The organism is Mesobacillus campisalis, assembly GCF_000986785.1.
GTDB classification, from domain to species: domain Bacteria; phylum Bacillota; class Bacilli; order Bacillales; family Cytobacillaceae; genus Mesobacillus_B; species Mesobacillus_B campisalis.
Genome location: NZ_LAYY01000007.1, coordinates 143,889 through 169,286 on the forward strand (window position 1 = coordinate 143,889; position 25,398 = coordinate 169,286).

Sequence of the window (25,398 nt, forward strand, 5' to 3'; positions counted from 1 at the left end):
AATCTATGAGATGACAGGTGCTAAAGATGGATTTTTTTCAATTATTGGAAATAAAGAGCGTGAGGACCAAGCGGTGTTTTTCACTTAAAAAAAATCCGGCCTCAAATTCGGCCGGACCTATCTTGCTATTTTCGTGGATCCACATAATCGGGATAATCAGTAATGATGGCGTCCACACCCATATCAATCAGGAAATCCGCTGCTTCCTGACTCCGAACAGTCCAGGAGCCAATTTTCATATCCAATTCATGAATCTGGCGGACTAAGTCTTTGCTGACAAGGCCATAATTAGGATTGAACCATTCGGCATAGGCGGAAAATTCCTGCAAGGCCTCAGGAGTAATATGCGCGCGGGAAGAAGTTAACACGCCGACCGGAACTTGTGGGAGCAGTTGATCGATTTTTTTCACGGATTCAAAATTGAAAGACTGAATGATGATTTTATTATTTTGCGGGATATGCAGGTTCCGCTCTTTGAGCTCATTTGCCACTTGTTCCTCAATGCCAGGATATAGCTCAGGTGCCTTCAATTCAATCAGTATTCCGACCTTTCCCCGATACCGATCAAGGATTTCATCAAAAGTAGGAATTTGTTCTCCTGTGAATTCCTCGCCTTTCCAGCTGCCGGCATCCAATTGCCTTAATTGATCAAGTGTAAGATCTTTTACAAAGCCAGTACCGTCGGTTGTCCGGTCCACTGTCGTATCATGGATGATGACCAATTCGCCATCTTTGCTTCGCTGAAGGTCGATTTCAATATAATCGGATTTCATTTCCACGCCCTTGTCAAAAGCTGCAATTGTGTTTTCAGGTGCATAGCCGGTTGCCCCGCGGTGCGCCACATTGTCAATTTTCCTAAGGTCACCGGTTGTCACATTCCCGGATGCCGCTGCCTCCTGAAAGGGGCTTAGCAAAACGGTGAGCGCAAGACCTGTCCCCAAAATCGTTTTCATGTTCATTTTTCCATCTCCCTGTCGCTTTTTTATATTACAAGACTAATTTTAAAGGGAGCTTATTGAGGCAGTTTAAATAGATTGTAAATATGGGACGGGCCATTTGTCGGATTTTTCTTTACATATTTGCAGGTGAAATTCCCTGTATTTATGCCGCAGATGCTGCAGGCCTTAAGAGGCTGTAGCACGCATCCATGTGTAAAAGTTAGAATGAGGATATACCTGTATAGGAGGAATACTCGTGGAAATCATTGAGAAAGCACTTAAATTTGCCAGTCAGGCCCATGATGGCCAGTTTAGGAAATCGACAAGGATTCCTTATATCACGCATCCTGCAGCCGTAGGTATGATGCTCCTGAAAGAAGGCTGCAGGGATGAAGTGGTTGCTGCAGGCCTGCTTCACGATACAGTGGAGGATACATGGACTACCCTTGAGGAGATTTCTGAGCAGTTTGGCGAGGATGTGGCCGTTATTGTCGAAGGTTGTTCAGAGCCCGACAAGACGCTGTCATGGGAAAGCAGAAAAGAGCATACGATCCTGTTTCTAAAAAATGCTTCGGAAGACATCAGATTGGTAGCATGTGCCGATAAACTCCATAATCTCCGCAGCATTGCCATGGACCATATGGAGGAAGGCGAGGCGGTATGGGAGCGTTTCAACCGCGGCAGGGACAAGCAGGAATGGTACTATAGGTCATTGGCTGACAGTCTTGGCCATCAGTCCGACTTTCCACTGCTCGAGGAGCTGAGGAAGGAGATAAGGAAGCTTTTTGGCGGGGAGGACCCAACCGCGAAATAAAATAAGAGTTTCAAAATGAGAGATTTAAATTTAGAATAAGGTTATGAAAATGTGTTTTTAGCAGCACAAGAATGAAAGGGGACAATCAATGAAACAGGGGGTCAATGGAAAGGATCCGCGCTTTAAAATCGCCCATCGTGAAGCGTGGATGGGTATCATCCTTGTCATCATCAATTTTATCTGGTGGTATGGATTCGCCTATGGACTCGGCTCAGGGCCGGTCGAAAATTATACATACGTATTTGGGCTGCCAGCCTGGTTTTTCTATAGCTGCGTTGCAGGCTTTATCTTAATGGTCATTTTAGTTTCATTTGCAGTCAAATTTTTCTTCAAGGAAGTGCCCTTTGAGGACGATATAAAGGAGCATAACTCATGAACTGGGCAATCCTAACTCCAATACTGGTATTCATGGTGGTTATCTTTTTCATAGGTTTTTGGGCGAGCAAAAAGGTTTATTCTTCCGACTCCTTTATACAGGAATATTTTCTCGGCGGCCGTCAGCTGGGCGGCTTTATTTTGGCGATGACCATGACGGCAACGTACGGAAGCGCCAGCAGCTTTATTGGCGGACCGGGTGCTGCATATACCCAGGGGCTTGGCTGGGTGCTTTTGTCGATGGCCCAGCTTGCGACCGGGTATTTTGTTTTGATGATCCTGGGCAAGAAATTTGCCATCATGGCACGCAAATACAACTCGATTACGCTCGTTGATTTTCTGAAGTCCCGGTATGATAGCAAGTGGGTCGTCCTATTATCGGCTGCCAGCATTATCGTATTCCTTTTTTCCGCAATGGCAGCGCAGTGGGTCGGGGGTGCGAGGTTAATCGAATCGGTCACAGGTTTAAACTATACCTCCGCTTTATTCCTGTTCGCCATTTCTGTAGTCATATATGTCATTATAGGCGGCTTTCGTGCCGTGGCGTTCACGGACGCCGCCCAGGGAATCGTCATGTTTGGCGGTACGCTGATACTTCTGATAGCGACCATCTATGCTGGCGGCGGCATATCCAATATTATATCGGACCTTGCTGCTGAAAATCCGAACCTGGTGACTCCGTTTGGTTTTGACGGAGGCCTGACACCACTTTATGTATCATCTTTCTGGATTCTGGTCGGCGTTGGTGTTGTCGGGCTGCCGCAAATCACTGTCCGCGCGATGAGCTATAAAAATGCAAGGGCGATGCATACGGCCATCATCGTTGGCACCATTGTTGTAGGCTTTATCATGCTTGGCATGCACTTGATTGGAGTTTTTGCGCGGCCGGTCCTTCCTGGTATCGATGTGGGTGACAAGGTAATGCCGCTGCTTGCAATGGAGGTCCTGCCAGCCTGGCTTGCCGGCCTGGTGCTGGCTGCGCCGATGGCCGCAATCATGTCTACGGTTGATTCGCTATTGCTCCTTGTCAGTTCGGCTGTTGTGAAAGACGTGTATCTGAACTATATCAAGCCGGAGGCAAGCAGCAGGGATGTGAAGAATGTGAGCCTTGGCGTTACTGGGGTTCTGGGTGTCGCAGTGTTTTTAATGGCGCTCAGCCCACCGGACCTGATCATTTGGCTAAACCTGTTTGCCTTTGGCGGGTTGGAAGCGGCATTCATTTGGCCAGTCGTTCTTGGGCTGTACTGGAGAAAGGGAAATAAATATGGTGCATTGGCGTCCATGGTTATCGGGGTAGGCTCTTACATACTGATTCATACCTTCTTCCCGAATCCCTTTGGGATTCACACCGTCGTGCTGCCTATTTTGTTTTCCTTAGCCGCTTATGTGACGGGAAGCCTGCTTGGGAGAGTGAAGGGAAATAAGCCTGCAGAGGCAGTAATGTAAAGGTGGTTTCAAGAGCTTGGTCCTCTCCAGGCTCTTTATTATGACAAAGAAATGAGGGGGACACGATCGATAAACCGATTTTGGTCTTTGTATATGGGACGCTTAGAAAAAATGAAAGCAATCATTCTTTTTTAAAGGATGCTATCCTCGTTTCCCAAGACTGCTATACACAAGGGGAACTGTATGATTCCCCGTACGGATATCCTTTTATGGTCCAGGCTGACGAAGGCAAGGTGTTTGGGGAATTATATAAAATAAATGAGCACCAGTTAAGCGAGCTGGACAAACTGGAGGACTACTTTGGTCCTGGTGGGGACAATCTTTATGAAAGAGTAGTCCAGACAGTGTTTACTCCCGAACGGTCATTTGATGCCTACGTGTATCTCTTGCTGGATGTGGGCCGTCAGGAAGGGAAATTGACTCACATAACATGCTGTGATTGGATAGTCTACCGTCAATCAAAATAACAAAGGCAATACATTGGAATTACATACAAGGAGCTGGAAATTTTGAAGTTGTTTATATATTCCCTGCTGGCACTGGCAGGAGGAATTGCGATGGGGATCCAGGCCGTGGTTAACGGGGGATTAGGGAGGAAGGTCGGGACAATCGAGGGGGCTTTCCTGTCTTTTCTAATAGGAACGGCTGCCCTGTTCTTTTTGGTGCTGTTCGCGGGAAAAGGGAGTCTTCTGGCATTTTCGGAAGTACCAAAATTCCAGTTGACCGGTGGCCTGCTGGGAGCCTTTTTTGTGGTTGTCATGGTTCTCGTGGTCCCTAAAGTCGGCGTCGCCTCAGCTCTCATGGCCGTTATTGTCGGCCAGCTGCTGATGGGATCCCTCATCGACCATTTTGGCTTGTTCGGCGGTCAAAGGTTCCCGCTCGACATGCAGAAAAGCATTGCCTTGGTGGTCATGCTTGGAGCTATTTACGTGTTTAACATGAAATAAATACAGTTAAAAAGCACTCGCTGATGGAACATCATGCGGGTGCTTTTGTGTTACTTTTCTGTGCTGCGGCCTTCTTCCAAGCCATCGATTGACACAAGGCGTGAATGGTCATGTGCCCCTCGTTCAGAAATCACGGCCATGCTTGACGTTCCATCAATGCTTTCAATCCAGACCGGGACGCCATGAAAATTCACAGCGATTTCTTCATCGGCAGATAAAATCTCTTTTACCCTGTTCAAGTCCACCTTTTATCACTCCAATTTTAAATATAACCAGCCATGTTATGCACAAGCGGGCGGATATCCAGATATCTCGACAGTCCCGGACAAGGGGACGGCGAATTGCCCTTACATTTTTTCGGTCAGGTTCATAACCGTTTCGGTAGCGGTGAGATCAACTTTTAGCTGCTCCTCCAAATTATGCGGATGGTAAAAGCCTTTTGCCACCATGTAATTGGTGATTTTTTCGTGTGTAGCTATGGCGGCCCGGAGCTGTTCACGCAGCTCGTCCCGGAGTTCCGGTGTAGCGGCCTCGGTGACGGCAACAGCATAGTTGCGAACTCCCGATTTGGCGGATATTAGGAAATCAGTGGCGATGACCTGGTCCGTCAAGCCGCCCATTCCTATAAGGTTTTGAATCAACTGGTTCATTTTAGCTGTTCCTCCTGGCGGTTATAGGCTGCTTCAAGCAATTGTTCCTGTGTTGTACCGGCAGCCGCCGTTATATGGGCTCTTTTTTTCGTCAGGAAATGCTGCAGGTTTCTTATATGTCTAGTGCCTGTGACCGCTTCTGTGTCCAGGATGGCCTTTAATTCCGGATCTTGTACGAGTTTGCTCATTGTGGCCGATTTCGTGACACTAAGGTTTTTGAATGTGACCAGCTCATGGACATCAAGGGTTTCATGCAACCCCAAATACTTTATCATATACTCCCTCCATTATTGCAATTTTGCCTTCTTATGTTCTCAGCTCTCTCCTTTTATTATTCATCTCACCTTAATCCGCATAAAAGCTGGCAGTTGAAGGAGAAGGTATCCTTGTTAAAAGAAAATGGGAGGTGTGCTCATGGAGAAAGAGACACTGGCTTTGCACGAGACAATGGAAACACATGAGATCCTCAATTTTAAAACAGTTTGTTTGCTACGGTCCAAATTGATGCAAGCCCTTTGCTTTGACAATGATCTGAAAGCGCTGATGGAAAAGGATGTGCAACAATCGATAAAGGATGTCAATGAGCTGGTGAGTTTTTACAAGCAGAACGAAATACTGCATTAAACGGAGGTGGAACCATGAAGGATTACCTGGATCCAAGGAACGCGGAAGGCATGCCGAACCTTGCTGATTCCGCAATTGTAATGGATTTTCTTCTGACCGTTAAAAACGGCATCCGCAACTATGGGTTCGCTCTGACCGAAACAGCAAACCCCGTGCTGCGGAAAGCTTTAACCAGACAAATGGAAGCAGCCATTGATTTGCATGGTGAAATCGCTGAGTTGATGATCAAAAAAGCTGGCTGAATCCCAGTGATTTTGAAACCCAAGTTAAGGTGGACTTAAAGGCAGCGGAAACGGCCGTCCAAATTGCCGAGATGAACCTGTTTCCGAAGGATACCGACAGAAGAGGCATGTTTGCCACAAGGAATGAGTAAAGGAGGGGAAATGGATAATGAAAGCTGTTACGTATCAGGGAATTAAAAATGTCGAAGTCAGGGAAGTGAAGGACCCGGTCATTAAAAACGGAGATGACATCATTATTAAGGTCACCTCCTCGGCCATTTGCGGATCGGATTTGCATTTAATTCATGCGATGATTCCCAATACTCCTACCGACTTTGTCATTGGACATGAGCCAATGGGGATTGTTGAGGAAGTGGGTCCGGATGTGACCAAATCGAAAAAAGGCGACAGGGTAATCATTCCATTCAACGCTGCGTGCGGACACTGCTGGTATTGCAGCCACGACCTTACGAGCCAGTGTGACAATTCCAACCCACATGGGGAAATCGGCGGGTTCATGGGCTATTCTGAAAGCAATGGCGGCATTGCTGGCGGCCAGGCAGAATATATGAGGGTCCCTTATGGCAATTTTACTCCCTTCAAGCTGCCGGACGATTGTGAAATGGAAGACGAAAAATTGGCACTGCTGTTGACACCGGCATGGTCCACACTCCAGTAGGCGGTTGGGGCTGCGTCTGGGGGGCGATACGGTTGTTGTTCTTGGCTGCGGTCCTGTAGGGCTTCTTGCCCAAAAATTCGCCTGGCTGAAAGGCGCCAAAAGAGTCATCGTGGTCGATTACATTGATTATCGGCTGGAGCACGCGAAGCGGACGAACAAAGTTGAAACTATTAATTTTGAGCAGCATGGGAACACAGGAGAGTACATTAAGGAGCTCACCTAGGGGGGCGGATATTGTCATTGATGCAGTAGGAATGGACGGTAAATTCACCCCTCTTGAATTTCTGGCTACAGGACTAAAATTGCAGGGCGGTGCGATGGGTGCTTTGGTCATGGCCAGCCAGGCGGTCCGAAAGGCAGGCACGATACAAGTTACGGGTGTATATGGCGGAAGGTACAATGCATTCCCGCTGGGAGACCTTTTCCAAAGGAATATCGACCTTAAAATGGGCCAAGCCCCGGTCATTCCGTATATGCCATTTCTTTAGGATCTCGCTTAACAAGGAAAGGTCGACATGGCCGACATCATTACACATGTTCTGCTGCTGGATCAGGCGAAGCATGGTTACGAAGTTTTCGATACACGTACTGATAATTGTATCAAGGTCGTTCTCAGGCCATGAAAAACAGCCCTTCTTTAGCGGGAAGGGCTGCTTACGGGATCCAGATCAGAATGCCGAGCTTAAAAACAGAAGAAGCGTGTATCCCAAAAGTCCAAGAGCAAATGCGGGGAAACTGCTTTCCCGCTCCTCCGGAAGCTCTTCCTTGAGTACGTTCAGGATGACTCCGCCGGCAAGAAAGGCAAAGAGGGAAGAGACTACCAGTTCATGCACTGCGGTCATGGCGCCAACTGTCCAGCCCAATAATACTCCGCTAGCCAGCAGCCACCTCCCCCAGCGGTCATACAGCTTGCTGTGGCTCTGCCTAAGACTGTGGTCATTCGTCAAGAAATGGACCGTCAGAGCGATAAAATAGAAAAACAGGCTCCATAGAGTCCGATCATATCCCCTCACAAGCAAATAGCCGATAATCGCGTTATAGACAAAAAATGAGAACATATGGATCCAGAAAACACCCGGACTGGCATGGTTGCTATCCCCGTTCTTCTTTGATACTTTCACCATCCTTTCCAGACCGTAAAACACAGCCAGTCCAGTCATGGCAATCAGGTATGCCTGATGTTCCAGCGCAAAGCCTTCCTCCGTGATTTCACCCATCTTTTGCTGATAATGGTTTAATTCAGGCAAAAGATGCATAAACACATAGGCAACAGCAACTCCGCCGGCAGCCGACAAAAAACGGCTCCGTGGAACAGCGTCCAAAAACTTCATATACTTTGATGTTAAATGAATGAGCACAAATCCCAGCGCAAACACTAAGCTGACATAATCAGACATATTTCATCCTCCTTCCCCTTTATTTAGCCGGTTTGCACATAATCAAACTAGTTAAGGGACGGGGGATATGCTCGCCTTCCACATTTTTTAAAAAGTGGAATAAAACAAGAAAGTGAGTGTTGCAGCATGCTGTTCGAAGGAAAGATGATCGCCGGGGAATTTGACGGCAGTACGAATGAATTTGTCCTTCAGAGAATTAAACATCACTATACAGAGACAACGTTGAACAAGGGCCAAATGCAAAAAGTATTAGGCTATTTGGAAAAGCACCAGCATGAGGAAGGCCAAATACTCTCGCTGTTTGACCAGATGCTTGTCAGGCTGTCAGGAGAAGAAGTGGCCATACTGCTTAGTGAGCTTGCAGAAGTAGAAAAAAGCTACCAATAATAATGTTATGTAAACACGGAGTGTATCAGGCACAGAATCTAAAAACCGCCTGGCATTCGCGGGCCGTTTAATATTTAGGTATTTGGCTCCAGCTCCAAATACTGCCGGAGTGTCTGTTGGAGGGTACCCCGGGTCTCGGCCTTGTTGTTAAAGGAAATGCCTGAATGGATCATCTTGCGGACGAGTTCTGGACGAAGTCCGGTGATAACCGCCTTGGATCCCATCATGGCAATTCCGCTCAACACCTTCTGAAGGTGGTCAATGATGTCCATTTCCATATCGGCGATTCCCGAGAGGTCCATGATCAGTGTCTCAACCTTCAGTCTGGCCACATCCGTCAGAACTTTTTCTTCAATCGTCTTGATGCGGTACTCATCGATCATGCCAATAAGCGGCAAGACCGCGATGGAGGAACTGACAGGAATGATGGGTACGGACAAGTGCTCAACGATCTTCCGTTGGGATTTAATAAGGTCATCCTTATAACTCGAATAATTCAGAAAAAAATCGTTGAGAAATTTGTCTACCATATCATTGATGTCTCTCTCCTGTTTGTAAAAATGGTCAAGCTGGTCCCCATGTTTTCTTTCCTTGTCATACTCATAAAGGAAATGCCAAAGAGTCCTTCTGATTGCCTGAACCCATTCAAGTTTAAATGAGAGGGTCAGTGAATATTTCGCCCAGGAAATCCCTTCCTGTTTTGCAAACTCGGCCAATTTGTCTTCCTGTTTTTTGAGTATATATACTACTAGTTTCTGGGCGTTTTTCAATAGATCTATATTTCCCTCTCTCAGGATATCATGAATTTTCCCAGCTACATTTACAGCCTCAGACAGCAGCTTTTTCTCAAAGTTCTGTTTATTATTCAGGATATGCCTGGTAATTTCTGAATTCTGTTCAAAAGTCGTGTCCATAGAAAAATCCTCCTTATGCTTTGTTATGATTAGTCTAAAGCGATTACCTGTTTAACAGTTTATTCTATGTAGATAGTGGAAACTCCTGTATTTATGTTAACATATAGAACAGGTTCTTAACCATGTAATGTATAACTTTGCAAGCAACCAAATTTTCAGTAAAATGAAGAATAGTGACGGACTGAAGCTGTCCAGCAACCCAGGAAAGGAGTGGCAACACATGCCAGAGCACAGAGAAGTTGCAACTTTTGCAGGAGGATGTTTTTGGTGCATGGTCCAGCCGTTTGACGAGCAGCCAGGCATACTAAAAGTGGTGTCAGGCTATACAGGTGGCCACAAGGAAAACCCTACTTATGAAGAGGTATGCAGTGATACAACCGGCCATTATGAAGCTGTGCAAATCACCTTTGACCCTGATGTATACCAGTATGAAAAATTACTGGAGACTTTTTGGCAGCAGATTGATCCAACCGACCCGGGCGGCCAGTTCAATGACAGAGGGCTCTCCTATCGCACCGCAATTTTTTACCATAATGAACAGCAGCGGAAAATGGCGGAGGAATCCAAAGCGAAGCTGGCTGCAAGCGGCAAGTTCAAGAAGCCGATTGTAACAGAAATCTTGCCGGCGACCGCTTTCTACGAAGCAGAAGAAAAGCATCAGGATTATTATAAGAAGAATTCTTTTCACTACAACCTTTATAAAGAAGGTTCCGGACGAGCACGGTTTATCCGTGAAAACTGGAAACAGCTAAAAAGTGAAGCGGAACTGCGCGAGATGCTGACTCCGCTTCAATATGAAGTGACGAGAAACAATGCCACAGAGCGGCAGTTCGACAACGAGTACTGGAACAATGAAGAGGAAGGGATCTATGTGGATATCATTTCCGGCGAGCCCCTATTCAGCTCATTGGATAAATATGATGCAGGATGCGGATGGCCAAGCTTTACGAAGCCGCTGCGCCGATCCGAGCTGGAGGAAAAATTGGATACTTCATATGGAATGAGGAGAATTGAAGTACGCAGCAAAACATCCGACTCCCATCTGGGTCATGTATTTGACGATGGTCCAGGACCGGACCATTCCCGTTATTGCATAAACTCTGCGGCTATGCGGTTTATACCGAAAGACAGGCTTGAGGAAGAGGGATACGGACAATTCGCCAAGCTGTTTTATTAAGCCAGCAAGCTTCCAGTTTGGAAGCTTGTGCTTTTTTACGCAAAGAGGGAAATTTTAGATAAAACCGACTTGACTTATAGGAATAGTAAAATTATGATTATAGTAATCATTTTTTTCTTTAATCAGGAAAAAATTACAATTGTTTGATTCCTTGTGAGGTGGATTTTAGTGCAACTTCAGGTTATTAACAGCCCGTTTAATCAGGAGCAAACAGAGCTCCTTAACCGCTTGCTGCCGACTTTGAGCGACTCCCAGAAAGTCTGGCTCAGCGGATATTTGGCCGCTTCACAGGCGGTGGTCATTGGAACATCAGGAGAACAGACTGCAGAACAAATTGTTACAGCTCCGCAACCAGTCTCCAAAGTAGTAACCATTCTATACGGTTCCCAGACAGGCAATGCGCAACGCCTGGCGGAGGGCGCAGGCAAGAAGCTTGAAGCCAGTGGCTATAAGGCAGAGGTCATGTCGATGAATGATTTCAAGCCAAACAACCTTAAAAAACTGAATAATCTGCTGATTGTAGTCAGCACACACGGCGAGGGAGACCCGCCTGACAATGCATTGTCGTTCCATGAATTCCTGCATGGAAGGCGTGCGCCAAAACTTGAAAATCTCCAGTTTTCCGTCCTTGCATTAGGAGACAGTTCCTACGAATTTTTCTGCGAGACTGGAAAGCAATTTGATGCCAGGCTTGAAGAGCTCGGCGGAACCAGATTGTATCCACGTTTTGATTGTGATCTGGATTATGATGAACCAGCTGCCGAATGGCTGCAAGGCGTATTGTCCAGCCTAGGGGAAACGCATGGTCAATCCGCATCTGCTGCTGGAACTTCGTCGCAGCATGCAGCCGTAACACAGCCAACAGAGGTAGAGTATTCGCGTACAAATCCGTTTCGAGCCGAAGTGCTTGCAAACATAAATCTGAATGGCAGGGGCTCCAATAAGGAAACCCGTCATCTGGAAATCTCCCTTGAAGGATCGGGGCTAAGCTACAAGCCGGGCGACAGCCTTGGTATCATCCCTGAAAATGACCCTGAACTAGTTCATGAGCTTATTGGGGAACTTGCCTTTAACCCGGACGAAACAGTCATTGTCAACAAGCAGGGAGATGGCATGTCGCTGAAGCAAGCCCTAAGCACATATTTTGAAATTACCGTCCTGACCAAGCCTCTTTTAGAGAAAGCGGTAAAATTCACAGAAAACCAGCAGCTGCATGAGCTAGCTGCGCCAGGCTCGGAAGGCCAAAAAGCCTATATGGAGGGCCGGGACCTTCTTGACCTGGTTCGTGATTTCGGCCCTTGGTCTTTCTCGGCACAGGAATTCGTTTCCATTCTTCGTAAAATGCCGGCACGCCTGTATTCCATTGCCAGCAGTTTTGAAGCGAATCCTGATGAGGTCCATCTCACAATAGGTACGGTTCGCTATGAGGCCCACGGTCGGGATCGCAAGGGCGTCTGCTCGGTCATGTGTGCCGAGCGCCTTCAGCCGGGGGACACTGTTTTGGTTTATGTGCAGCATAATCCCAACTTTAAGCTGCCAGAAAACCCGGAAACACCGGTTATCATGGTTGGTCCGGGAACAGGGGTTGCGCCGTTCCGTGCGTTCATGCAGGAGCGGGAAGAATCCGGCGCTGAAGGAAAAGCATGGATGATTTTTGGCGACCAGCATTTTGTTACCGACTTCCTCTATCAGATTGAGTGGCAAAAATGGCTTAAAGAGGGTGTGCTGACAAGGATGGACGTTGCCTTTTCAAGGGACACTTCCGAAAAGGTTTATGTTCAGCACCGTATGCTCGAGCAAAGCAAGGAGCTTTTCAAGTGGCTTGAGGAAGGAGCGGCCTTCTATATTTGCGGCGATGAAAAGAATATGGCCCATGATGTGCATCATACCCTGCTGGAAATTATTGCGTCAGAAGGCGGCATGAGCCTTGATAGGGCCGAAGAGTACCTTGCGGCAATGCAGCAGCAAAAACGCTATCAGCGGGATGTATATTGATTTGGATGGAAGGGAGTTATAATTCAACATGGTGAACCCAAAATTAACAGCACCAGAAGGACCGCCAAGCGATGTGGAAGGAATCAAAGAACGAAGCAATTACTTGCGGGGCACCTTGAAGGAGGTCATGCTCGACCGGATCAGTGCGGGGATTCCAGATGATGACAATCGTTTGATGAAGCATCATGGCAGTTACTTGCAGGACGATCGCGACCTGCGCAATGAGCGCCAGAAGCAAAAGCTAGAGCCTGCCTACCAATTTATGCTCCGTGTCCGGCTTCCAGGAGGGGTGGCAACACCATCGCAATGGCTTGTCATGGATGAGCTGGCTGACAAATACGGGAATGGCACGCTCAAATTGACAACACGCGAGACATTCCAGATGCACGGCATCCTGAAGTGGAACATGAAGAACACAATCCAGGCCATTAATAACGTTATGCTCGACACCATCGCTGCTTGCGGTGATGTCAACCGGAACGTGATGTGTACGGTGAATCCGCATCAGTCGGAAATCCATTCCGAGGTTTATGAATGGTCAAGGAAGCTGAGTGACGATTTACTGCCTCGTACCAGGGCATACCATGAAATCTGGCTGGATGAGGAAAAAGTGGCAGGGTCGCCTGAAGTGGATGAAGAAACCGAACCGATGTACGGTCCGTTGTACCTGCCTCGGAAATTCAAGATTGGGATCGCCGTTCCGCCTGAAAATGATGTGGATGTGTTCTCGCAGGATCTTGGCTTCATTGCGATTGTCGAAGATGGCCGGCTGGTTGGCTTCAACGTGGCAATTGGCGGCGGCATGGGAATGAGCCATGGCGACAGGGAGACCTATCCGCAGCTTGCGAAAATCATCGGCTTCTGCACGCCAGAGCAGATTTATGATGTGGCTGAAAAGGTAATCACGATTCAGCGTGACTATGGAAACCGCTCTTCCCGCAAAAACGCCCGTTTCAAGTATACGGTGGACCGCCTGGGCTTGGAGAATGTCAAAGCCGAGCTTGAGAGCCGTCTTGGCTGGAATCTGGAGGAAGCGAGATCGTATCACTTCGACCACAATGGCGACCGCTATGGCTGGGTGAAGGGCCTAAAAGGAAAATGGCATTTCACCATGTTTATTGAAGGAGGCCGGGTGGCCGATTTCGAACACTTTAAGCTGAAGACCGGCATGCGTGAAATTGCCAAAATCCATAATGGAGATTTCCGGCTGACGGCCAACCAGAACCTGATCATTGGAAATGTGACCGCACAGAAAAAGAAGCAGATCATTTCTTTGCTGGAACAATATGGCATTGACGATGGCAGCCAGCATTCCGCTCTGCGCCGAAGTTCCATCGCGTGCGTTGCCTTGCCGACTTGCGGGCTGGCGATGGCTGAAGCAGAACGCTACCTGCCTAAACTGATTGATAAGATTGACGAGATTATCGATGAAAACGGGCTGCGCCAGCAGGAAATCACGATTCGCATGACTGGATGTCCGAATGGCTGCGCCCGCCACGCGCTTGCAGAAATCGGCTTCATTGGGAAGGCGCCAGGCAAGTATAATATGTATCTTGGCGCTGCCTTTGACGGCTCCCGCCTGAGCAAAATGTATCGTGAAAACATTGGCGAAGATGAGATTCTAAAGGAGCTGCGCTCTATTTTGCCGCGCTATGCGAAAGAAAGACAGCCAGGAGAGTATTTTGGCGATTTCGTCATTCGCGTTGGCATCATTAAAGCCACCACTGATGGTACCAATTTTCATGATTGATAAGAATTAAACAGGAAGAAAAACCTGGATAAGGCTGCCGAGAAACTTGGCAGCCTTTTTTTATTCTGATTTTTTTAGTGGGGCTGGGAAGTGGTCTGGTTTGAGCAAGGTGGTATTCGGACAGGACCCGAGGAAAAGGGAGGCTTCAAGTCCGAAAGAGCCTCGTATTCGGAAAGGCCTCGAGGAAAAACTAGGCTCCAAGTCCGAAAGAGCCCCGCATTCGGACATCACCCGAGGAAGAGGGAGGCTCCCAGGCCGAATGATCTACAATACCACTTTCATTTTTGAAAATAGAATCTTACAAGCTATTTCACTGGCCTCTCAAGGGTAAGGATTTCATCCTCCATTGATGCATATTGCTGTTCCAATACCTTCCTGGCATCCTGGACGGCCGCATTATAGAAATGGGGAGCAAGTGATTCCTTAATGAAATCCAGAACTCTTTCCGCGGCAAACTCGGTAATTTCCTCGTCTCTTTCTTGCGAAAAGAAGGTTTGAATATCGGAAATCATGGTCTGCTGCTGCTCTTTTGTCAATTTATAAAACAAGTTAAACACACCTCTCTTTAGCTAATCTACAATTACTATAGTATGAATACTTGGCAAAATACAGGCTGGTATTTTTTCTGCTTCTATGGCAGACCACTTCTAGTTTAAATATCTGGCCAGCGTATTTAATTAAAATCGATTCAAACGTAGATTTCAGCCATATGTGTCGAAATTTGGCTAAAGAATATGTATTGTGTTAATTTTTGTAATAGTTTAAATTTGTTAGTAAGTAATCACTAACTGGAAAGAATGTGGAACTAATGTCTACTAAGGTAAAAATGGATACAAAGGAAAGAATCATCCACGAGGCGAGGAGCCTTTTTGCACAGCGTGGGTACAATGGTGCAACCACATCAGAAATTGCCAGGCGCGTAGGCGTTTCCGAAGCCGCTCTTTACAAGCATTTTAAAAGCAAAAAAGAAATTTTGCTTGCCTGTATTACCCCCTCGTTGCCGGCTAAGCCGGAAAGCAGCATCGAGCCTTCCGCCAGGGATGTAGTGGAAGCGAGAGTCGAATTGGTTCGTAACAACCTCGACAGCTTTAATATTCTTTTCAAGGAATCGCTCCATCATCCTGAAATTGCTCAAATGTTTGTAGAACAGATTTACACAAAGGACCTAAGAATGGAGCAGCTGATAAAAAAATTTCGCAAGGGAGACTTACTGCCGCAGCAAACACTTATTTACGAACTCGGGATCACCAGTGCGATCTGGTCGATCCTCAATTACCAAAAAATCCAGGGTCAGCTTCAGGCTGGCAATCCGGGAGAGAACATGGCCGAGGAAATGGCTCATTTTCTTTTGTACGGGATTGCTGGCAATCAGGAAGAACAGTAGGGATATCAGCACTAATTATGCTGTGAACAGCTAGCAGAAATAGAAATTTTGGGGGAGATTTTAGTATGGAAAAGCTGAAGGTAATACCGCAGCCGAAAAAGTATGGGCCGCTTGGGAATGTGCCCTTGCTTGATAAGGAGGCGCCCACGCTGTCGTTTTGCCAGATTGCAAAGGATTTGGGACCTATTTACCGGTTTGAGTTTTTTGGAGGATTTTCGACCATATTCGTTAGCGGCCATAAATGGGCTGCGGAGGTTTGTGATGACAGCAAATTTGATAAAAGCCTTGCCGGGGGACTAAGTTTTGTCCGCGCTTTTGCGGGAGATGGCTTGTTCACCGGCAAAACACAGGAGCCCAATTGGCAAAAGGCGCATAACATATTGGTTCCTTCCTTCAGCCAGCAGGCCATGAAAGGCTACCATTCCATGATGGTGGACATCGCCCTCCAGCTTGTGCAGAAATGGGCGCGGCTAAATCCTGGAGAGAGCATTGATGTGGCAGATGATATGACCAAACTTACTCTTGATACAATTGGCTTATGCGGATTTAACTACCGGTTCAACAGTTTCTACCGCGAGGGCCATCATCCGTTCATCCTGAACATGGTTCGCTCCCTGGATGAGGCGATGCACCAAAGCACGCGCATGCCAATTCAAAACCAGCTAATGTTCTCGAAAAAGAAACAGTTCGATCGGGATGTAAAGGAAATGTTTGCACTTGTGGACAAATTGATCGCCGATCGAAGGGCAAAAGGCGATCAGGGGGAAACAGACCTGCTGGCCAGAATGCTGAGTGCAAAAGACCCACAGACAGGCGAGCAGCTGGATGACCAAAACATACGCTACCAGATCATCACTTTCCTCATTGCCGGCCATGAAACGACAAGCGGGTTATTGTCTTTTGCTCTATACTTTATGCTGAAACATCCGGAAGTGCTTAAGAAGGCCTACGAAGAAGTGGATGCTGTCGTTAGCGGGCCTGTCCCTACCTTTAAGCAGGTGCTGGAACTTAAATATATCAAAATGATTTTAAATGAGTCCCTGCGGCTGTATCCTACAGCCCCGCAATTCACCCTTTATGCTAAGGAGGATATGGTTCTGGGAAACCAGTATCCTATTAAAAAGCGTCAAAACGTGGTTGTGCTCCTTCCAGAACTACACAGGGACAAGGAAGCATGGGGAGAGGATGCCGAAGATTTCCGGCCGGAGCGTTTTGCCGATCCAGGCAAAGTGCCTCATGATGCTTTCAAGCCTTTTGGCAATGGCCAGCGGGCCTGCATAGGGATGCAATTTGCCATGCATGAAGCAACTCTGCTGATTGGCATGATTTTAAAACATTTTCAATTGGTCGATCAATCGAGTTATGTGCTGAAAATAAAACAAACGATGACCTTAAAACCTGATAATTTTACAATGAGTGTCAATTTGCGGAACCAAAACAGCCTTGAGATGGTTCCCGTTTCAGCTGATAGGGAAGCAGGGAAAAAAACGGCCAGACAAGAAATCAAAATCAAGGGGGCAGATCAAACTTCCCTTTTGGTCCTTTATGGCAGCAACATGGGAACGGCTGAGGAAATTGCCAAAAATCTGGCTAACAGGGCAAGTGAGATGGGAATCCCAAGCGAAGCAGCTCCGCTTGATAGCAAAGTGGGCCAAATTCCCAAGAATGGAGCCGTATTGATTGTCACTTCTTCCTATAATGGAAAGCCTCCTAAAAATGCCCGCAAGTTTGTGAAGTGGCTTGATGACCTGGAACCGGGAACGCTAAATGGTGTTAAGTATGCTGTGTTTGGGTGCGGCGATAGAAACTGGGCCAGCACGTACCAGAATGTGCCGTCCCATATTGACCAGCAGCTGGCCAAGCTTGGCGCAGAACGCTTTAGCGTCCGGGGTGAAGGGGATGCCAGCGGCGATTTTGAAAGGCAGCTTGATAGGTGGAAAAAGCAGATTATCAAGGATGCGTTGGGTACGTTCGGCCTCGAGTTTCAGGGCGGGGAGCCCGCAGCCCCTCAAGGGTTGAGCATTAAGGTTTTGGGGGACAGTCCTGCCCGTCATGAGGCAGTGGGATATGTTCAACAGCTGGATGGAAGGGATTTAGAAGAGATTCTTTCACAGCGCGCTGTGCACCAGGTGGCTATTCTTTCTGGAAACACACCAGAAGATGTCATACGTGTACTTAAGCGTTTTAGGCTAAATGGAAATGCACCAGCCATTTTGAAAGCAAACGGAGCCAGCCTGAAGCATTTGCCACTGGAAACCCCAATGAATCTTTACGATCTCATCACCCAGTGCCTCGACCTTCAGCGGCCTGCCACAAAGCAGCAAATAGCCCGGCTCGCAAGCCTTACAGTCTGTCCGCCGCATAAGAGGGAGCTGGAGGAAATGATCCAGGATGATGCCTATGAAGTACGCATTATTGCCAGTAATGTTACAATGCTGGACCTAGTGGAAAAGTACGAAGCCTGTGAGGTGTCGTTTGAAGAGTTTGTTGCCCTGTCGGCTCCATTTGAGGCGAAGTTATATAGTGAAACAAACAAGGAGAGTTTATGTACGGTGTAAAATAAAATCCAGCCGGCGGTCAGCCGGCTGGATTTTTTGCGAATTGCTTGAGCAGGATAATAAGGGTTTCTGCCCATGAATTATATCTAAAGGTGAAAAACAATGGAAAGGCGCCTGAGCCTTTCCGTAGGTGATGTTCTTATTAAGTGCGCTGAATGGTCGAGGTGGAAAAGCTTTTAATCATCCGCTGCAGATTTCGGTGCCCTTCTCTTAGTTTTACGGTTTCTTCAATGATTTTCTGGAAGCCTTCCAAATCTCGATCAGATGCATTCAATAAGGACTTCGGCAGTATTTCCACCAGCTGCTGGAGATTCAATTCCGTGGCCATCATTTTTACCACCTTTCGCTTATTCATTACCTGTAAGTCTACTTACTTATTATTAAAAGGTGGAGGTTTTTCCTGCATTGAAAGTGAAAAACTTCTCTACATTTCTCACCAAATTATTAAGGCAATCAAAAATTTTCATCGGCATTTTGCAAATAACGACGGGAACTGCTGGGAGGATATTATGGCCATCGTCACCAATGCACTATTTTACAAGTACAAAGAAAAAATTTTATCCCTTTCTTTGCCTGTGGCAGAGGAAGACCTTTTAGATGATCGGTTTCTTCTCGAACGCGATTTGGAGAAACAACTGGAAATCTACTACACGCCTTTTGATTATTTGAATGAAAACGCCAAGGTAGTGATTGTAGGGATTACTCCAGGACTTCATCAAATGAAAAAAGCCTATTCTGCTGTGTTGGAGTGCCGGAATAGCGGGCTTAATAATGAGGAGCTCCTTCATGAGGTGAAAAGAAAGGCGAGTTTTGAAGGGAGCATGCGCAAGAATCTGGTGAAGATGCTGGATGAGCTTGGGCTCCATGCCCCTTTGGGAATTTATTCAACAAGTGAATTATTTGGCACCGCAAGTCATTTGGTTTATAATACTTCACTGCTTCCGCATGCGGTATTTTTCCGTGGCCGGAATTTTAATGGCTCAAGACCGGACATCTTGAAGACCGATTTTTTAAGGAAATATGCTTTAGATAATTTCGCCAGGGATATCGCCCGACTGGATTCCCCGCTGATTATCCCTCTTGGTGGGAATGTTAGCAGGGTCATGCAATATTTGGTTGACCATCATTCCCTGGACGGGAGTCGGATTATACGCGGATTTCAGCACCCTTCAGGCGGAAACGGCCACCGTCACCGCCGATTCAGGGAGAATAAAGAACCGATGGCCAATCAAATAGATAAATACTTTATAACAGTAGCTCTTTCATAGAGAGGAAAGAGAAAGCAGAGACGATAAGGCCCCTGCTTTTTGATTTACTTTTTATCTGCTTTTAGTCTTCTTAGCTGCAAATCTGCGAGTATCTGTGGATAATGCTTGTCCAGCTTGTACATCCACATCAGCACGGTCTGTAAAATGGAGAGTAATAGAGGCAAATAAATGCCAAGTGCCAAAATCATGGTGGTTGCTAATTCGGTTTGCTGTTCCGCGCCGCCGACATACCCGCCAAACATTAGCAGCCACCCAATCAAGGCTCCGCCGAGCCCAGCTCCAACCTTCATACCGAAGCTTGCGGCACTGTTCACCAATCCTTCTGTCCTTACTCCAAATTTCCACTCTCCGTATTCCGCGGTATCATTTATCATGGCATATAAAAACATGATAATGGGAATCAACCCAAATCCCTGTACAATTGTACCGGTTAGAAATAGAGGAAGGCTTGCCGGGTCAATCAGTTTAACGAGAGAACCAAAAATACCGATAATCGAAACGGCTAAAGCCAGATTACGTTTTCCGAATTTGCCCAAAAGCTTTGGCATGATGAAGAAACCGACCATGGTTGGAAAAAACAGCACCAGGCCAATCAATGAGAAGTACCCTGTGTTGCCGAGGATATATGTAGCATAGTAGAGTCCTGCTCCCGATAAAAGCGCGTTCAGCGTATAGGCAATGACGCAATAAAGAGTGATAATCAACCAATATTTATTACTTATTAAACTTGTCAGTCCGGTTTTTAGCGGAACATAGTTGTTAACTCTAACCGCCGAAGTGACTCTTTCCTTAGTTGATGCGAATGCAATAAAGCTTGCGATGATGATAGCAAGGGCACTGATTCCGGCAACAACGGACCACCCCATTTTACCGCCGATGGCACTTGCCACCGGCTGGGCAAGTGTGGTGATGATTAAGGTACTAAGCATTGTGAAAATGCCGGTGTAGATATTCAGCATCGATCGCCCATTTGGGTCCTGGGTCATCAGACCAAGCAGGGTTTTGTAAGGAATTGATATCATGGTATACACAAGAATTAGCAAGATATAAGTGGTATAGGCGTATACGATTTTACCACTGGAACTGAGGTCAGGAACGGAAAAAAGCAGAATAGTTGAAACACCTAGCGGGATACCCATCCACATTACCCACGGGCGCGCCTTGCCGTGTCTTGTTTTTGTTCGGTCCACTAATGCTCCCATCCCGATGTCGGTCACGCCATCAAACAGACGGGCAACAAGCATAAGTGTACCTACTACCCCCGCAGAAATTCCGGCTACATCAGTATAATAAAACGTCAAAAAAGTTCCAACCAAGGTCCAGACCAGGATAACGCCAAAAAATCCAAATCCATAGCTTAACATTTCTTTATGACCCGGTTTTTCTACCTCCAAAGCTTTGGCAGGTATTTGCAATTGTTTCTCCGGTAACATTTTTTCTCCCCCCAATCAGAATTGTGCCTTCTCTCAGAAAATACTAACCGTTTGGTATGTTACTAGTGTACACCATTAATTCTGATAATTCTATATTTTCTGTTGTCTTTAGGTGTCTCGCTCTGCTTCCGAATAAGCCTGCACTGCGGGATTATGGTAAAATAAATCGTGTTCAGTTTAATTTATTTGATCATGAAAGGACAAACGGAATGAAAGGCAAGACGAAGCAGATTCAAAGGAATTTTAGAGTAGCAATGCTGGCGTTCGGTGCTTTTTTCTTGATTGTTTTATTTAATAATTTCGTAGATTTATATGATCGCCGTCAATTGGATTCAGGACCGACTCAAAGCGGTGAGTTTGGCGAGGTGGCAAAATATACGCCTCTTTTGGAAAGGGAACTGCGCAGTGTTGGATTGGAAGAGCATACTGTCTTGCTGGCTGCTGTCATGCATCAGGAAAGCAAGGGAAAGGGCGGTGACCCGATGCAATCATCGGAATCGGCCGGTATGGCTCCAAATTCGATTCAGGACCCACAGCTTAGCATCAAATATGGTGTGAAACATTTCCAGCGTGCTGTAGCACGAGGCAATGAAAAGAACGTTGATTTTCCAACTATTGTCCAGGCTTACAATATGGGACTGGGATATATTGACTTTATTGCGGAAAGAGGCGGCAGGCACAGCGAGGAACTGGCCAAGCAGTTTTCGATGATCCAGGTAAATAAAAACCCGGAAACCTATAATTGTGGCGGCGATAAAAGCAATTTTCGGTATCCATATTGTTATGGTGACTTTAGTTACAGCACAAAGGTGGCAGACCATATGGAAAGAATCGGGTTCACCCAGGCTGTTAATGCAGGGGTAGAGACCCAGGAAAGTTCATTCTAGGATAATTATTTAAAATGTTTTAGGTAAAAAACAGTGCCGTTTCCATTACGGGCACTGTTTTTCTGTTGAAAAGGAAAAATATGCATACGGATTACCTACGCAGTGAAAAGGATAGGATAAGGGGTTGCAGGAAAAAAATGAAAGAATTAAAGGGATTTGCTATTTTCAATGAGAATAGTTTACATGTAGTATTTTTCTGAAAAGGGGGCAACGATATGGCTTTGTATCAAATTGACCAGATTAGGAACCAGTTCCCGGCACTGGACCGCACCTATAATGGCAGGAGTGCTGTCTATTTTGATGGACCTGGGGGATCGCAGGTGGTACAGGGATCAATTGATGCGATTGTTAGGTATATGAGCCATGGAGGAGCTAACCTCCATGGCCAATTTCCGAGCAGCCGTGAAACGGAGGAGTATATCCAGCAATCGAGGGAAATCGTTGCCGACCTGCTGGGAGCAAGGGCAGAAGAGGTAGCTTTTGGGCAAAACTCGACATCGCTGGCTTTTGCCATAGCCCGTTCGCTGAGCAGGGATTGGAAGGAGGGCGATGAGATTGTCCTTTCGGAATTGGATCACCGCTGCAATGTGGATCCATGGCTTTCGGCTGCCATGGAAAAAGGAGTGAAAGTGCGCTGGCTAAGAGTCAATCCTGAAACCCTGACACTGGACTTAACGAATCTGGATGCCGTGATCAATGAAAAAACCGTTCTTGTCGCTGTCACTCTTGCTTCCAATGCAATAGGCACGATACCAGCTGTGGATAAAATTGTCCAGCGTGCCAAATTATCAGGGGCGCTTGTTGTAATGGACGCCGTGCATGCGGTTCCACATTTTGCAGTAGATCGGGAAAAGCTGGGTGCAGATATACTGCTTTGTTCGGCTTACAAGTTTTTCGGGCCACATGTGGGAATAGCGGTTAGCCGCAAGGAGCTGTTTGCTACCCTAAGGCCATATAAACTACAGCCTGCACCTGACTATATTCCCGACAAGCTTGAAACAGGAACGCAAAATTTTTCAGCCATTTCGGCAGTCAAGCCGGCCATTGAATTTATAGAAAGTCTTGGCAGCGGAGAAACCAGACGGAAAAGAATTCTTTCTGGCTATCAGGCTATTGAAAAGCATGAGAACAAACTGGCCCATGTCATCCGTGAAGGACTGGGGAACATTCCTGGAATCATAGTCTATCAGGCAGCAGCAGAGGTACCTAAAACGCCTACCATTGCCTTTCAGGCGGAAGGAATCCTGCCGTCCGATTTTTGTAAGCGGATGGCGGAGGAACAGGGCATTTTCGTGGCAGATGGCCATTTTTACGCAACGACACTGGCGCAGCGTCTGGATGTGATAGATAGCGGCGGATGGATTCGGGCAGGCATGGCTCCGTATAATACTGTTGAAGAGGCAGAGAAGTTTGTAAACGCAGTAAAGATAATAATGATGCACCCCTTAAACAGATAAGTGACCGGGAAGGCACCAGCTGTCCTGGTTGAATAAAAACAAACAATTAAAGGCAGGAGAAAAACGTGAAGCAAATCGTTGCAATGGGAGGCGGCGGTTTTTCGATGGAGCCGGAAAACCCCCTGCTGGACCAGTACATATTGAAACAGTCCTCAAAACCTAAGCCCAAAATTTGCTTTATCCCTACAGCCAGCGGTGATGCCGAGGGCTATATCGCTAAATTTTACGCTTTTTTTGATAAGGAGCATTGTGAGCCGTCCCATTTATCTTTGTTCAGACCTCCTACACGTGACCTGGAGAGCTTCTTGCTGCAGAAGGATATCTTGTATGTCGGAGGAGGAAATACGAAAAACATGCTCGCGCTTTGGCGGGAGTGGGGTGTGGATGCCATTCTCAAGAAAGCCTGGGAACAAGGGATTGTTTTGGCAGGATTGAGTGCGGGATCTCTTTGCTGGTTTGAGGAAGGTGTGACCGATTCTTACGGGGACCAATTGGAGCCCATTACTGGTCTTGGTTTTTTGAAAGGAAGCCATTGCCCCCACTATGATGGCCAAACTGAAAGACGGCCTGCTTACCACAGGCTTGTGTCCTCACAAATCCGGCGCGGAATGGCGGCAGATGACGGGGCAGCCGTACATTATATTGACGAGGGGATAAGCAAAATCGTCAGCTCGCGTCATAATGCCAAAGCGTATGAAGTTTGGTATGATGGAAAGATATTCGAGCGGGAACTTGAGACACAATATTTGGGTGGGTAGAATATGAATGCGCTATATATAATGGCCGGAGGTTTCGTCGGATCCATTTGCCGTTATGTCCTTGGAGAATGGATTTCTGTGGGCAGTTTCCCTTTTGGGACTCTGCTGGTCAATCTGGCTGGCTGCTTTTTTCTGGGCTGGTTTCTCACGTATTCCAGCCAAAGAGGGACAATCCAACCTGAAGTGGCATTAATGATTGGCACAGGATTCACTGGCTCGTTTACGACTTTTTCGACTTTTGCCGGTGAAACAGCTGTGCTGGCGGGAGAATCGCTGCCTGGAGCCTTGCTGTACATATTATTGAGTATTGTGATGGGGATTGTTTTTTCCTTTCTGGGTTATAAGAGTGCTGCAGGAAATCGCTTGAAGGGGAAAACAGGATGATTTGGCTGATCGGACTTGGCGGGTCCCTGGGTGCTGCCGCTCGGTATTTCCTAGGTGCCTTTGTCAAGAAACACTTTAATAGATTTGGTTCCTTTCCTCTTGGCACCTTTATCATCAATATAACTGGTTCTTATTTGTTAGGTGTGCTGCTAAAGCTTCAAGTAGAAAATTCCCTTTCGGCCTGGATTTGGTTTTTTCTGGGGATAGGTTTTTGCGGCGCATATACGACGATGTCGACCTTTGGTTATGAAGTAATAGAACTGCTTAAGGCCAAAAAATGGCTTGTGGCAGCAAGTTATATCGTTATCACTGTCATCCTGGGACTGTTGGCAGCTGGCCTGGGGCTATACCTATAAGGAAAAAAGCAGGGAGCTCCCCTGCTTTTTTCCTTATAGGCTTGTGAACTGATAACCTCTGGCCCTGATCTCCCTAATAAGGTTTGGCAAGGCCTTGAGTGTCTGCGGAAGTTCGTGAAGGAGGATGATTGCCCCGTCCTCAAGATGTTGGATCACATTATCAATGATTTGTTCCGGATTGTTTTTTAGTTCCCAGTCCATGGAGGAAATCCTCCACATGACGGGAACGAGGTTAAGACTTTCGGCTACAGCCAGAGTATCGTTGTTGTATTGTCCGAACGGAGGCCGGAAGTAGGCAATCTCCTTGCCTGTAATGTTTTCAAGTTTTTCGACACTGCCAGCAATGTCAGTGTACTGCTCATTAAAAGAAAGCTTGGAAAGATTTACATGCTTTGTGGAATGTGTGCCGATTTGATGCCCTTCGTCCAATACCCTTTTCCACGGACGCTGCGGGAAAAGCAGTCGCGATTGCCAGAAAAATGCGGCCGGGACCTTTTCTTTTGACAATATGTCAAGGAGAGAGGGAAGAACTCTTCCGGGGCCGTCATCGAATGTCAGAACGACCGACTTTTTTGACCCTTTTTTTGCTGTCATAACCT

29 protein-coding genes and 1 pseudogene are annotated in these 25,398 nt (G+C 46.7%); 20 read left to right on the forward strand and 10 right to left on the reverse strand.

Annotated elements, in window-relative coordinates; all coding sequences use genetic code 11:
- Positions 1 to 125: 125 nt before the first annotated feature.
- On the reverse strand, positions 126 to 959 hold the full coding sequence (locus tag WQ57_RS08220) for a glycerophosphodiester phosphodiesterase (RefSeq protein ID WP_046523266.1): 834 nt from the start codon (positions 957 to 959) through the stop codon (positions 126 to 128).
- A 235-nt stretch (positions 960 to 1,194) separates the two neighbouring features.
- On the opposite strand from WQ57_RS08220, the gene WQ57_RS08225 reads away from it, so the two are divergent.
- The 5 genes from WQ57_RS08225 (at position 1,195) to WQ57_RS08245 (ending at position 4,520) form a co-directional block, all read left to right on the forward strand.
- Positions 1,195 to 1,752 (forward strand): HD domain-containing protein, encoded by a 558-nt coding sequence (locus WQ57_RS08225; RefSeq protein ID WP_046523267.1) that lies wholly within the window; start codon positions 1,195 to 1,197, stop codon positions 1,750 to 1,752.
- An 88-nt stretch (positions 1,753 to 1,840) separates the two neighbouring features.
- A complete protein-coding gene (locus WQ57_RS08230) occupies positions 1,841 to 2,128 on the forward strand; it encodes a YhdT family protein (protein ID WP_046523268.1) in 288 nt (95 codons plus the stop codon).
- The gene (gene panF / locus WQ57_RS08235) at positions 2,125 to 3,573 is read left to right on the forward strand and encodes a sodium/pantothenate symporter (protein WP_046523269.1); all 1,449 of its coding nucleotides are present in this window, start codon (positions 2,125 to 2,127) and stop codon (positions 3,571 to 3,573) included. The genes WQ57_RS08230 and panF overlap by 4 nt, the downstream gene beginning before the upstream one ends.
- Positions 3,574 to 3,653: 80 nt before the next feature.
- Positions 3,654 to 4,040 carry a gamma-glutamylcyclotransferase family protein gene (locus WQ57_RS08240; protein WP_052948685.1) on the forward strand — a complete coding sequence of 129 codons (387 nt, stop codon included), beginning with the start codon at positions 3,654 to 3,656 and terminating at the stop codon, positions 4,038 to 4,040.
- 42 nt (positions 4,041 to 4,082) lie between these two features.
- Positions 4,083 to 4,520, forward strand: coding sequence for a DMT family transporter (locus WQ57_RS08245; RefSeq protein WP_084820214.1), 438 nt, complete (start codon positions 4,083 to 4,085; stop codon positions 4,518 to 4,520).
- 50 nt (positions 4,521 to 4,570) lie between these two features.
- On the opposite strand, the gene WQ57_RS08250 is transcribed toward WQ57_RS08245, so the two are convergent.
- The 3 genes from WQ57_RS08250 to WQ57_RS08260 form a co-directional block, all read right to left on the reverse strand.
- The gene (locus WQ57_RS08250) at positions 4,571 to 4,765 is read right to left on the reverse strand and encodes an H-type small acid-soluble spore protein (RefSeq protein WP_046523271.1); all 195 of its coding nucleotides are present in this window, start codon (positions 4,763 to 4,765) and stop codon (positions 4,571 to 4,573) included.
- Positions 4,766 to 4,867: 102 nt separating this feature from the next.
- Positions 4,868 to 5,170, reverse strand: a complete 303-nt coding sequence (locus WQ57_RS08255; RefSeq protein ID WP_046523272.1) for a spore coat protein — start codon at positions 5,168 to 5,170, stop codon at positions 4,868 to 4,870.
- On the reverse strand, positions 5,167 to 5,445 hold the full coding sequence (locus tag WQ57_RS08260) for a hypothetical protein (protein WP_052948686.1): 279 nt from the start codon (positions 5,443 to 5,445) through the stop codon (positions 5,167 to 5,169). Before WQ57_RS08260 ends, WQ57_RS08255 begins: the two co-directional genes overlap by 4 nt.
- Positions 5,446 to 5,584: 139 nt before the next feature.
- Between WQ57_RS08260 and WQ57_RS08265 the strand changes: the two genes are divergently transcribed.
- The 3 genes and pseudogenes from WQ57_RS08265 to WQ57_RS08275 all read left to right on the forward strand — a co-directional run bounded on the left by WQ57_RS08265 (position 5,585) and on the right by WQ57_RS08275 (position 7,317).
- Positions 5,585 to 5,794, forward strand: a complete 210-nt coding sequence (locus WQ57_RS08265; protein WP_046523273.1) for a hypothetical protein — start codon at positions 5,585 to 5,587, stop codon at positions 5,792 to 5,794.
- Positions 5,795 to 5,808: 14 nt separating this feature from the next.
- Positions 5,809 to 6,036 carry a spore coat protein gene (locus WQ57_RS27405; RefSeq protein ID WP_338151895.1) on the forward strand — a complete coding sequence of 76 codons (228 nt, stop codon included), beginning with the start codon at positions 5,809 to 5,811 and terminating at the stop codon, positions 6,034 to 6,036.
- A 148-nt stretch (positions 6,037 to 6,184) separates the two neighbouring features.
- Positions 6,185 to 7,317: pseudogene (locus tag WQ57_RS08275) on the forward strand (alcohol dehydrogenase catalytic domain-containing protein).
- A gap of 45 nt (positions 7,318 to 7,362) precedes the next feature.
- On the opposite strand, the gene WQ57_RS08280 reads toward WQ57_RS08275, so the two are convergent.
- Entirely contained in the window at positions 7,363 to 8,091 is a 729-nt protein-coding gene (locus WQ57_RS08280; RefSeq protein ID WP_046523274.1) for a hypothetical protein, read from the reverse strand.
- A 126-nt stretch (positions 8,092 to 8,217) separates the two neighbouring features.
- Here WQ57_RS08280 and WQ57_RS08285 point away from each other — a divergent pair, with 126 nt between their 5' ends.
- Positions 8,218 to 8,478 carry a hypothetical protein gene (locus WQ57_RS08285; RefSeq protein ID WP_046523275.1) on the forward strand — a complete coding sequence of 87 codons (261 nt, stop codon included), beginning with the start codon at positions 8,218 to 8,220 and terminating at the stop codon, positions 8,476 to 8,478.
- Between the two features lie 74 nt (positions 8,479 to 8,552).
- On the opposite strand, the gene WQ57_RS08290 is transcribed toward WQ57_RS08285, so the two are convergent.
- Positions 8,553 to 9,392: an STAS domain-containing protein gene (locus tag WQ57_RS08290; RefSeq protein ID WP_046523276.1), complete on the reverse strand. Its 840-nt coding sequence runs from the start codon at positions 9,390 to 9,392 to the stop codon at positions 8,553 to 8,555.
- Positions 9,393 to 9,612: 220 nt separating this feature from the next.
- On the opposite strand from WQ57_RS08290, the gene msrA reads away from it, so the two are divergent.
- From msrA to cysI, 3 genes are all read left to right on the forward strand, one after another.
- A complete protein-coding gene (gene msrA, locus WQ57_RS08295) occupies positions 9,613 to 10,569 on the forward strand; it encodes a peptide-methionine (S)-S-oxide reductase MsrA (RefSeq protein WP_046523277.1) in 957 nt (318 codons plus the stop codon).
- Between the two features lie 168 nt (positions 10,570 to 10,737).
- Entirely contained in the window at positions 10,738 to 12,564 is a 1,827-nt protein-coding gene (locus tag WQ57_RS08300; protein ID WP_046523278.1) for an assimilatory sulfite reductase (NADPH) flavoprotein subunit, read from the forward strand.
- A 28-nt stretch (positions 12,565 to 12,592) separates the two neighbouring features.
- Complete coding sequence (gene cysI, locus WQ57_RS08305; protein WP_046523279.1) at positions 12,593 to 14,314, forward strand: assimilatory sulfite reductase (NADPH) hemoprotein subunit; 1,722 nt, start codon at positions 12,593 to 12,595, stop codon at positions 14,312 to 14,314.
- 305 nt (positions 14,315 to 14,619) lie between these two features.
- On the opposite strand, the gene WQ57_RS08310 is transcribed toward cysI, so the two are convergent.
- A complete protein-coding gene (locus WQ57_RS08310; RefSeq protein WP_046523280.1) occupies positions 14,620 to 14,862 on the reverse strand; it encodes a DUF2164 domain-containing protein in 243 nt (80 codons plus the stop codon).
- A 260-nt stretch (positions 14,863 to 15,122) separates the two neighbouring features.
- On the opposite strand from WQ57_RS08310, the gene WQ57_RS08315 reads away from it, so the two are divergent.
- Positions 15,123 to 15,698, forward strand: a complete 576-nt coding sequence (locus WQ57_RS08315) for a TetR/AcrR family transcriptional regulator (protein WP_046523281.1) — start codon at positions 15,123 to 15,125, stop codon at positions 15,696 to 15,698.
- 65 nt (positions 15,699 to 15,763) lie between these two features.
- A complete protein-coding gene (locus tag WQ57_RS08320; protein ID WP_052948687.1) occupies positions 15,764 to 18,256 on the forward strand; it encodes a cytochrome P450 in 2,493 nt (830 codons plus the stop codon).
- Positions 18,257 to 18,398: 142 nt separating this feature from the next.
- On the opposite strand, the gene WQ57_RS08325 is transcribed toward WQ57_RS08320, so the two are convergent.
- Positions 18,399 to 18,587 (reverse strand): hypothetical protein, encoded by a 189-nt coding sequence (locus WQ57_RS08325; RefSeq protein ID WP_156183089.1) that lies wholly within the window; start codon positions 18,585 to 18,587, stop codon positions 18,399 to 18,401.
- A gap of 178 nt (positions 18,588 to 18,765) precedes the next feature.
- On the opposite strand from WQ57_RS08325, the gene WQ57_RS08330 reads away from it, so the two are divergent.
- Complete coding sequence (locus WQ57_RS08330; RefSeq protein WP_046523283.1) at positions 18,766 to 19,524, forward strand: uracil-DNA glycosylase family protein; 759 nt, start codon at positions 18,766 to 18,768, stop codon at positions 19,522 to 19,524.
- A gap of 44 nt (positions 19,525 to 19,568) precedes the next feature.
- Here the strand turns inward: WQ57_RS08330 and WQ57_RS08335 are convergent, their stop codons facing one another.
- Positions 19,569 to 20,957 (reverse strand): MFS transporter, encoded by a 1,389-nt coding sequence (locus tag WQ57_RS08335; RefSeq protein ID WP_052948688.1) that lies wholly within the window; start codon positions 20,955 to 20,957, stop codon positions 19,569 to 19,571.
- A 209-nt stretch (positions 20,958 to 21,166) separates the two neighbouring features.
- Here WQ57_RS08335 and WQ57_RS08340 point away from each other — a divergent pair, with 209 nt between their 5' ends.
- The 5 genes from WQ57_RS08340 (at position 21,167) to crcB (WQ57_RS08360) (ending at position 24,799) form a co-directional block, all read left to right on the forward strand.
- Complete coding sequence (locus tag WQ57_RS08340) at positions 21,167 to 21,844, forward strand: lysozyme family protein (protein ID WP_046523284.1); 678 nt, start codon at positions 21,167 to 21,169, stop codon at positions 21,842 to 21,844.
- Between the two features lie 215 nt (positions 21,845 to 22,059).
- Complete coding sequence (locus WQ57_RS08345) at positions 22,060 to 23,301, forward strand: cysteine desulfurase-like protein (RefSeq protein WP_046523285.1); 1,242 nt, start codon at positions 22,060 to 22,062, stop codon at positions 23,299 to 23,301.
- A 65-nt stretch (positions 23,302 to 23,366) separates the two neighbouring features.
- A complete protein-coding gene (locus WQ57_RS08350; RefSeq protein ID WP_046523286.1) occupies positions 23,367 to 24,059 on the forward strand; it encodes a Type 1 glutamine amidotransferase-like domain-containing protein in 693 nt (230 codons plus the stop codon).
- 3 nt (positions 24,060 to 24,062) lie between these two features.
- Positions 24,063 to 24,443 carry a fluoride efflux transporter CrcB gene (gene crcB, locus WQ57_RS08355; RefSeq protein ID WP_046523287.1) on the forward strand — a complete coding sequence of 127 codons (381 nt, stop codon included), beginning with the start codon at positions 24,063 to 24,065 and terminating at the stop codon, positions 24,441 to 24,443.
- Positions 24,440 to 24,799, forward strand: a complete 360-nt coding sequence (crcB, locus tag WQ57_RS08360; RefSeq protein WP_046523288.1) for a fluoride efflux transporter CrcB — start codon at positions 24,440 to 24,442, stop codon at positions 24,797 to 24,799. Before crcB (WQ57_RS08355) ends, crcB (WQ57_RS08360) begins: the two co-directional genes overlap by 4 nt.
- Before the next feature lie 33 nt (positions 24,800 to 24,832).
- Here the strand turns inward: crcB (WQ57_RS08360) and WQ57_RS08365 are convergent, their stop codons facing one another.
- On the reverse strand, positions 24,833 to 25,393 hold the full coding sequence (locus tag WQ57_RS08365) for a polysaccharide deacetylase family protein (protein WP_046523359.1): 561 nt from the start codon (positions 25,391 to 25,393) through the stop codon (positions 24,833 to 24,835).
- Between the last annotated feature and the right edge of the window lie 5 nt (positions 25,394 to 25,398).

Coding starts and splice junctions, on each gene's coding strand:
- WQ57_RS08220 (WP_046523266.1), bottom strand. CDS start 959: ATGAACATGAAAACGATTTTGGGGACAGGTCTTGCGCTCACCGTTTTG.
- WQ57_RS08230 (WP_046523268.1), top strand. CDS start 1,841: ATGAAACAGGGGGTCAATGGAAAGGATCCGCGCTTTAAAATCGCCCAT.
- panF (WP_046523269.1), top strand. CDS start 2,125: ATGAACTGGGCAATCCTAACTCCAATACTGGTATTCATGGTGGTTATC.
- WQ57_RS08255 (WP_046523272.1), bottom strand. CDS start 5,170: ATGAACCAGTTGATTCAAAACCTTATAGGAATGGGCGGCTTGACGGAC.
- WQ57_RS08260 (WP_052948686.1), bottom strand. CDS start 5,445: ATGATAAAGTATTTGGGGTTGCATGAAACCCTTGATGTCCATGAGCTG.
- WQ57_RS08265 (WP_046523273.1), top strand. CDS start 5,585: ATGGAGAAAGAGACACTGGCTTTGCACGAGACAATGGAAACACATGAG.
- WQ57_RS27405 (WP_338151895.1), top strand. CDS start 5,809: ATGAAGGATTACCTGGATCCAAGGAACGCGGAAGGCATGCCGAACCTT.
- WQ57_RS08280 (WP_046523274.1), bottom strand. CDS start 8,091: ATGTCTGATTATGTCAGCTTAGTGTTTGCGCTGGGATTTGTGCTCATT.
- WQ57_RS08285 (WP_046523275.1), top strand. CDS start 8,218: ATGCTGTTCGAAGGAAAGATGATCGCCGGGGAATTTGACGGCAGTACG.
- WQ57_RS08290 (WP_046523276.1), bottom strand. CDS start 9,392: ATGGACACGACTTTTGAACAGAATTCAGAAATTACCAGGCATATCCTG.
- msrA (WP_046523277.1), top strand. CDS start 9,613: ATGCCAGAGCACAGAGAAGTTGCAACTTTTGCAGGAGGATGTTTTTGG.
- cysI (WP_046523279.1), top strand. CDS start 12,593: ATGGTGAACCCAAAATTAACAGCACCAGAAGGACCGCCAAGCGATGTG.
- WQ57_RS08315 (WP_046523281.1), top strand. CDS start 15,123: ATGTCTACTAAGGTAAAAATGGATACAAAGGAAAGAATCATCCACGAG.
- WQ57_RS08320 (WP_052948687.1), top strand. CDS start 15,764: ATGGAAAAGCTGAAGGTAATACCGCAGCCGAAAAAGTATGGGCCGCTT.
- WQ57_RS08325 (WP_156183089.1), bottom strand. CDS start 18,587: ATGATGGCCACGGAATTGAATCTCCAGCAGCTGGTGGAAATACTGCCG.
- WQ57_RS08330 (WP_046523283.1), top strand. CDS start 18,766: ATGGCCATCGTCACCAATGCACTATTTTACAAGTACAAAGAAAAAATT.
- WQ57_RS08335 (WP_052948688.1), bottom strand. CDS start 20,957: ATGTTACCGGAGAAACAATTGCAAATACCTGCCAAAGCTTTGGAGGTA.
- WQ57_RS08340 (WP_046523284.1), top strand. CDS start 21,167: ATGAAAGGCAAGACGAAGCAGATTCAAAGGAATTTTAGAGTAGCAATG.
- WQ57_RS08345 (WP_046523285.1), top strand. CDS start 22,060: ATGGCTTTGTATCAAATTGACCAGATTAGGAACCAGTTCCCGGCACTG.
- crcB (WP_046523287.1), top strand. CDS start 24,063: ATGAATGCGCTATATATAATGGCCGGAGGTTTCGTCGGATCCATTTGC.
- crcB (WP_046523288.1), top strand. CDS start 24,440: ATGATTTGGCTGATCGGACTTGGCGGGTCCCTGGGTGCTGCCGCTCGG.
- WQ57_RS08365 (WP_046523359.1), bottom strand. CDS start 25,393: ATGACAGCAAAAAAAGGGTCAAAAAAGTCGGTCGTTCTGACATTCGAT.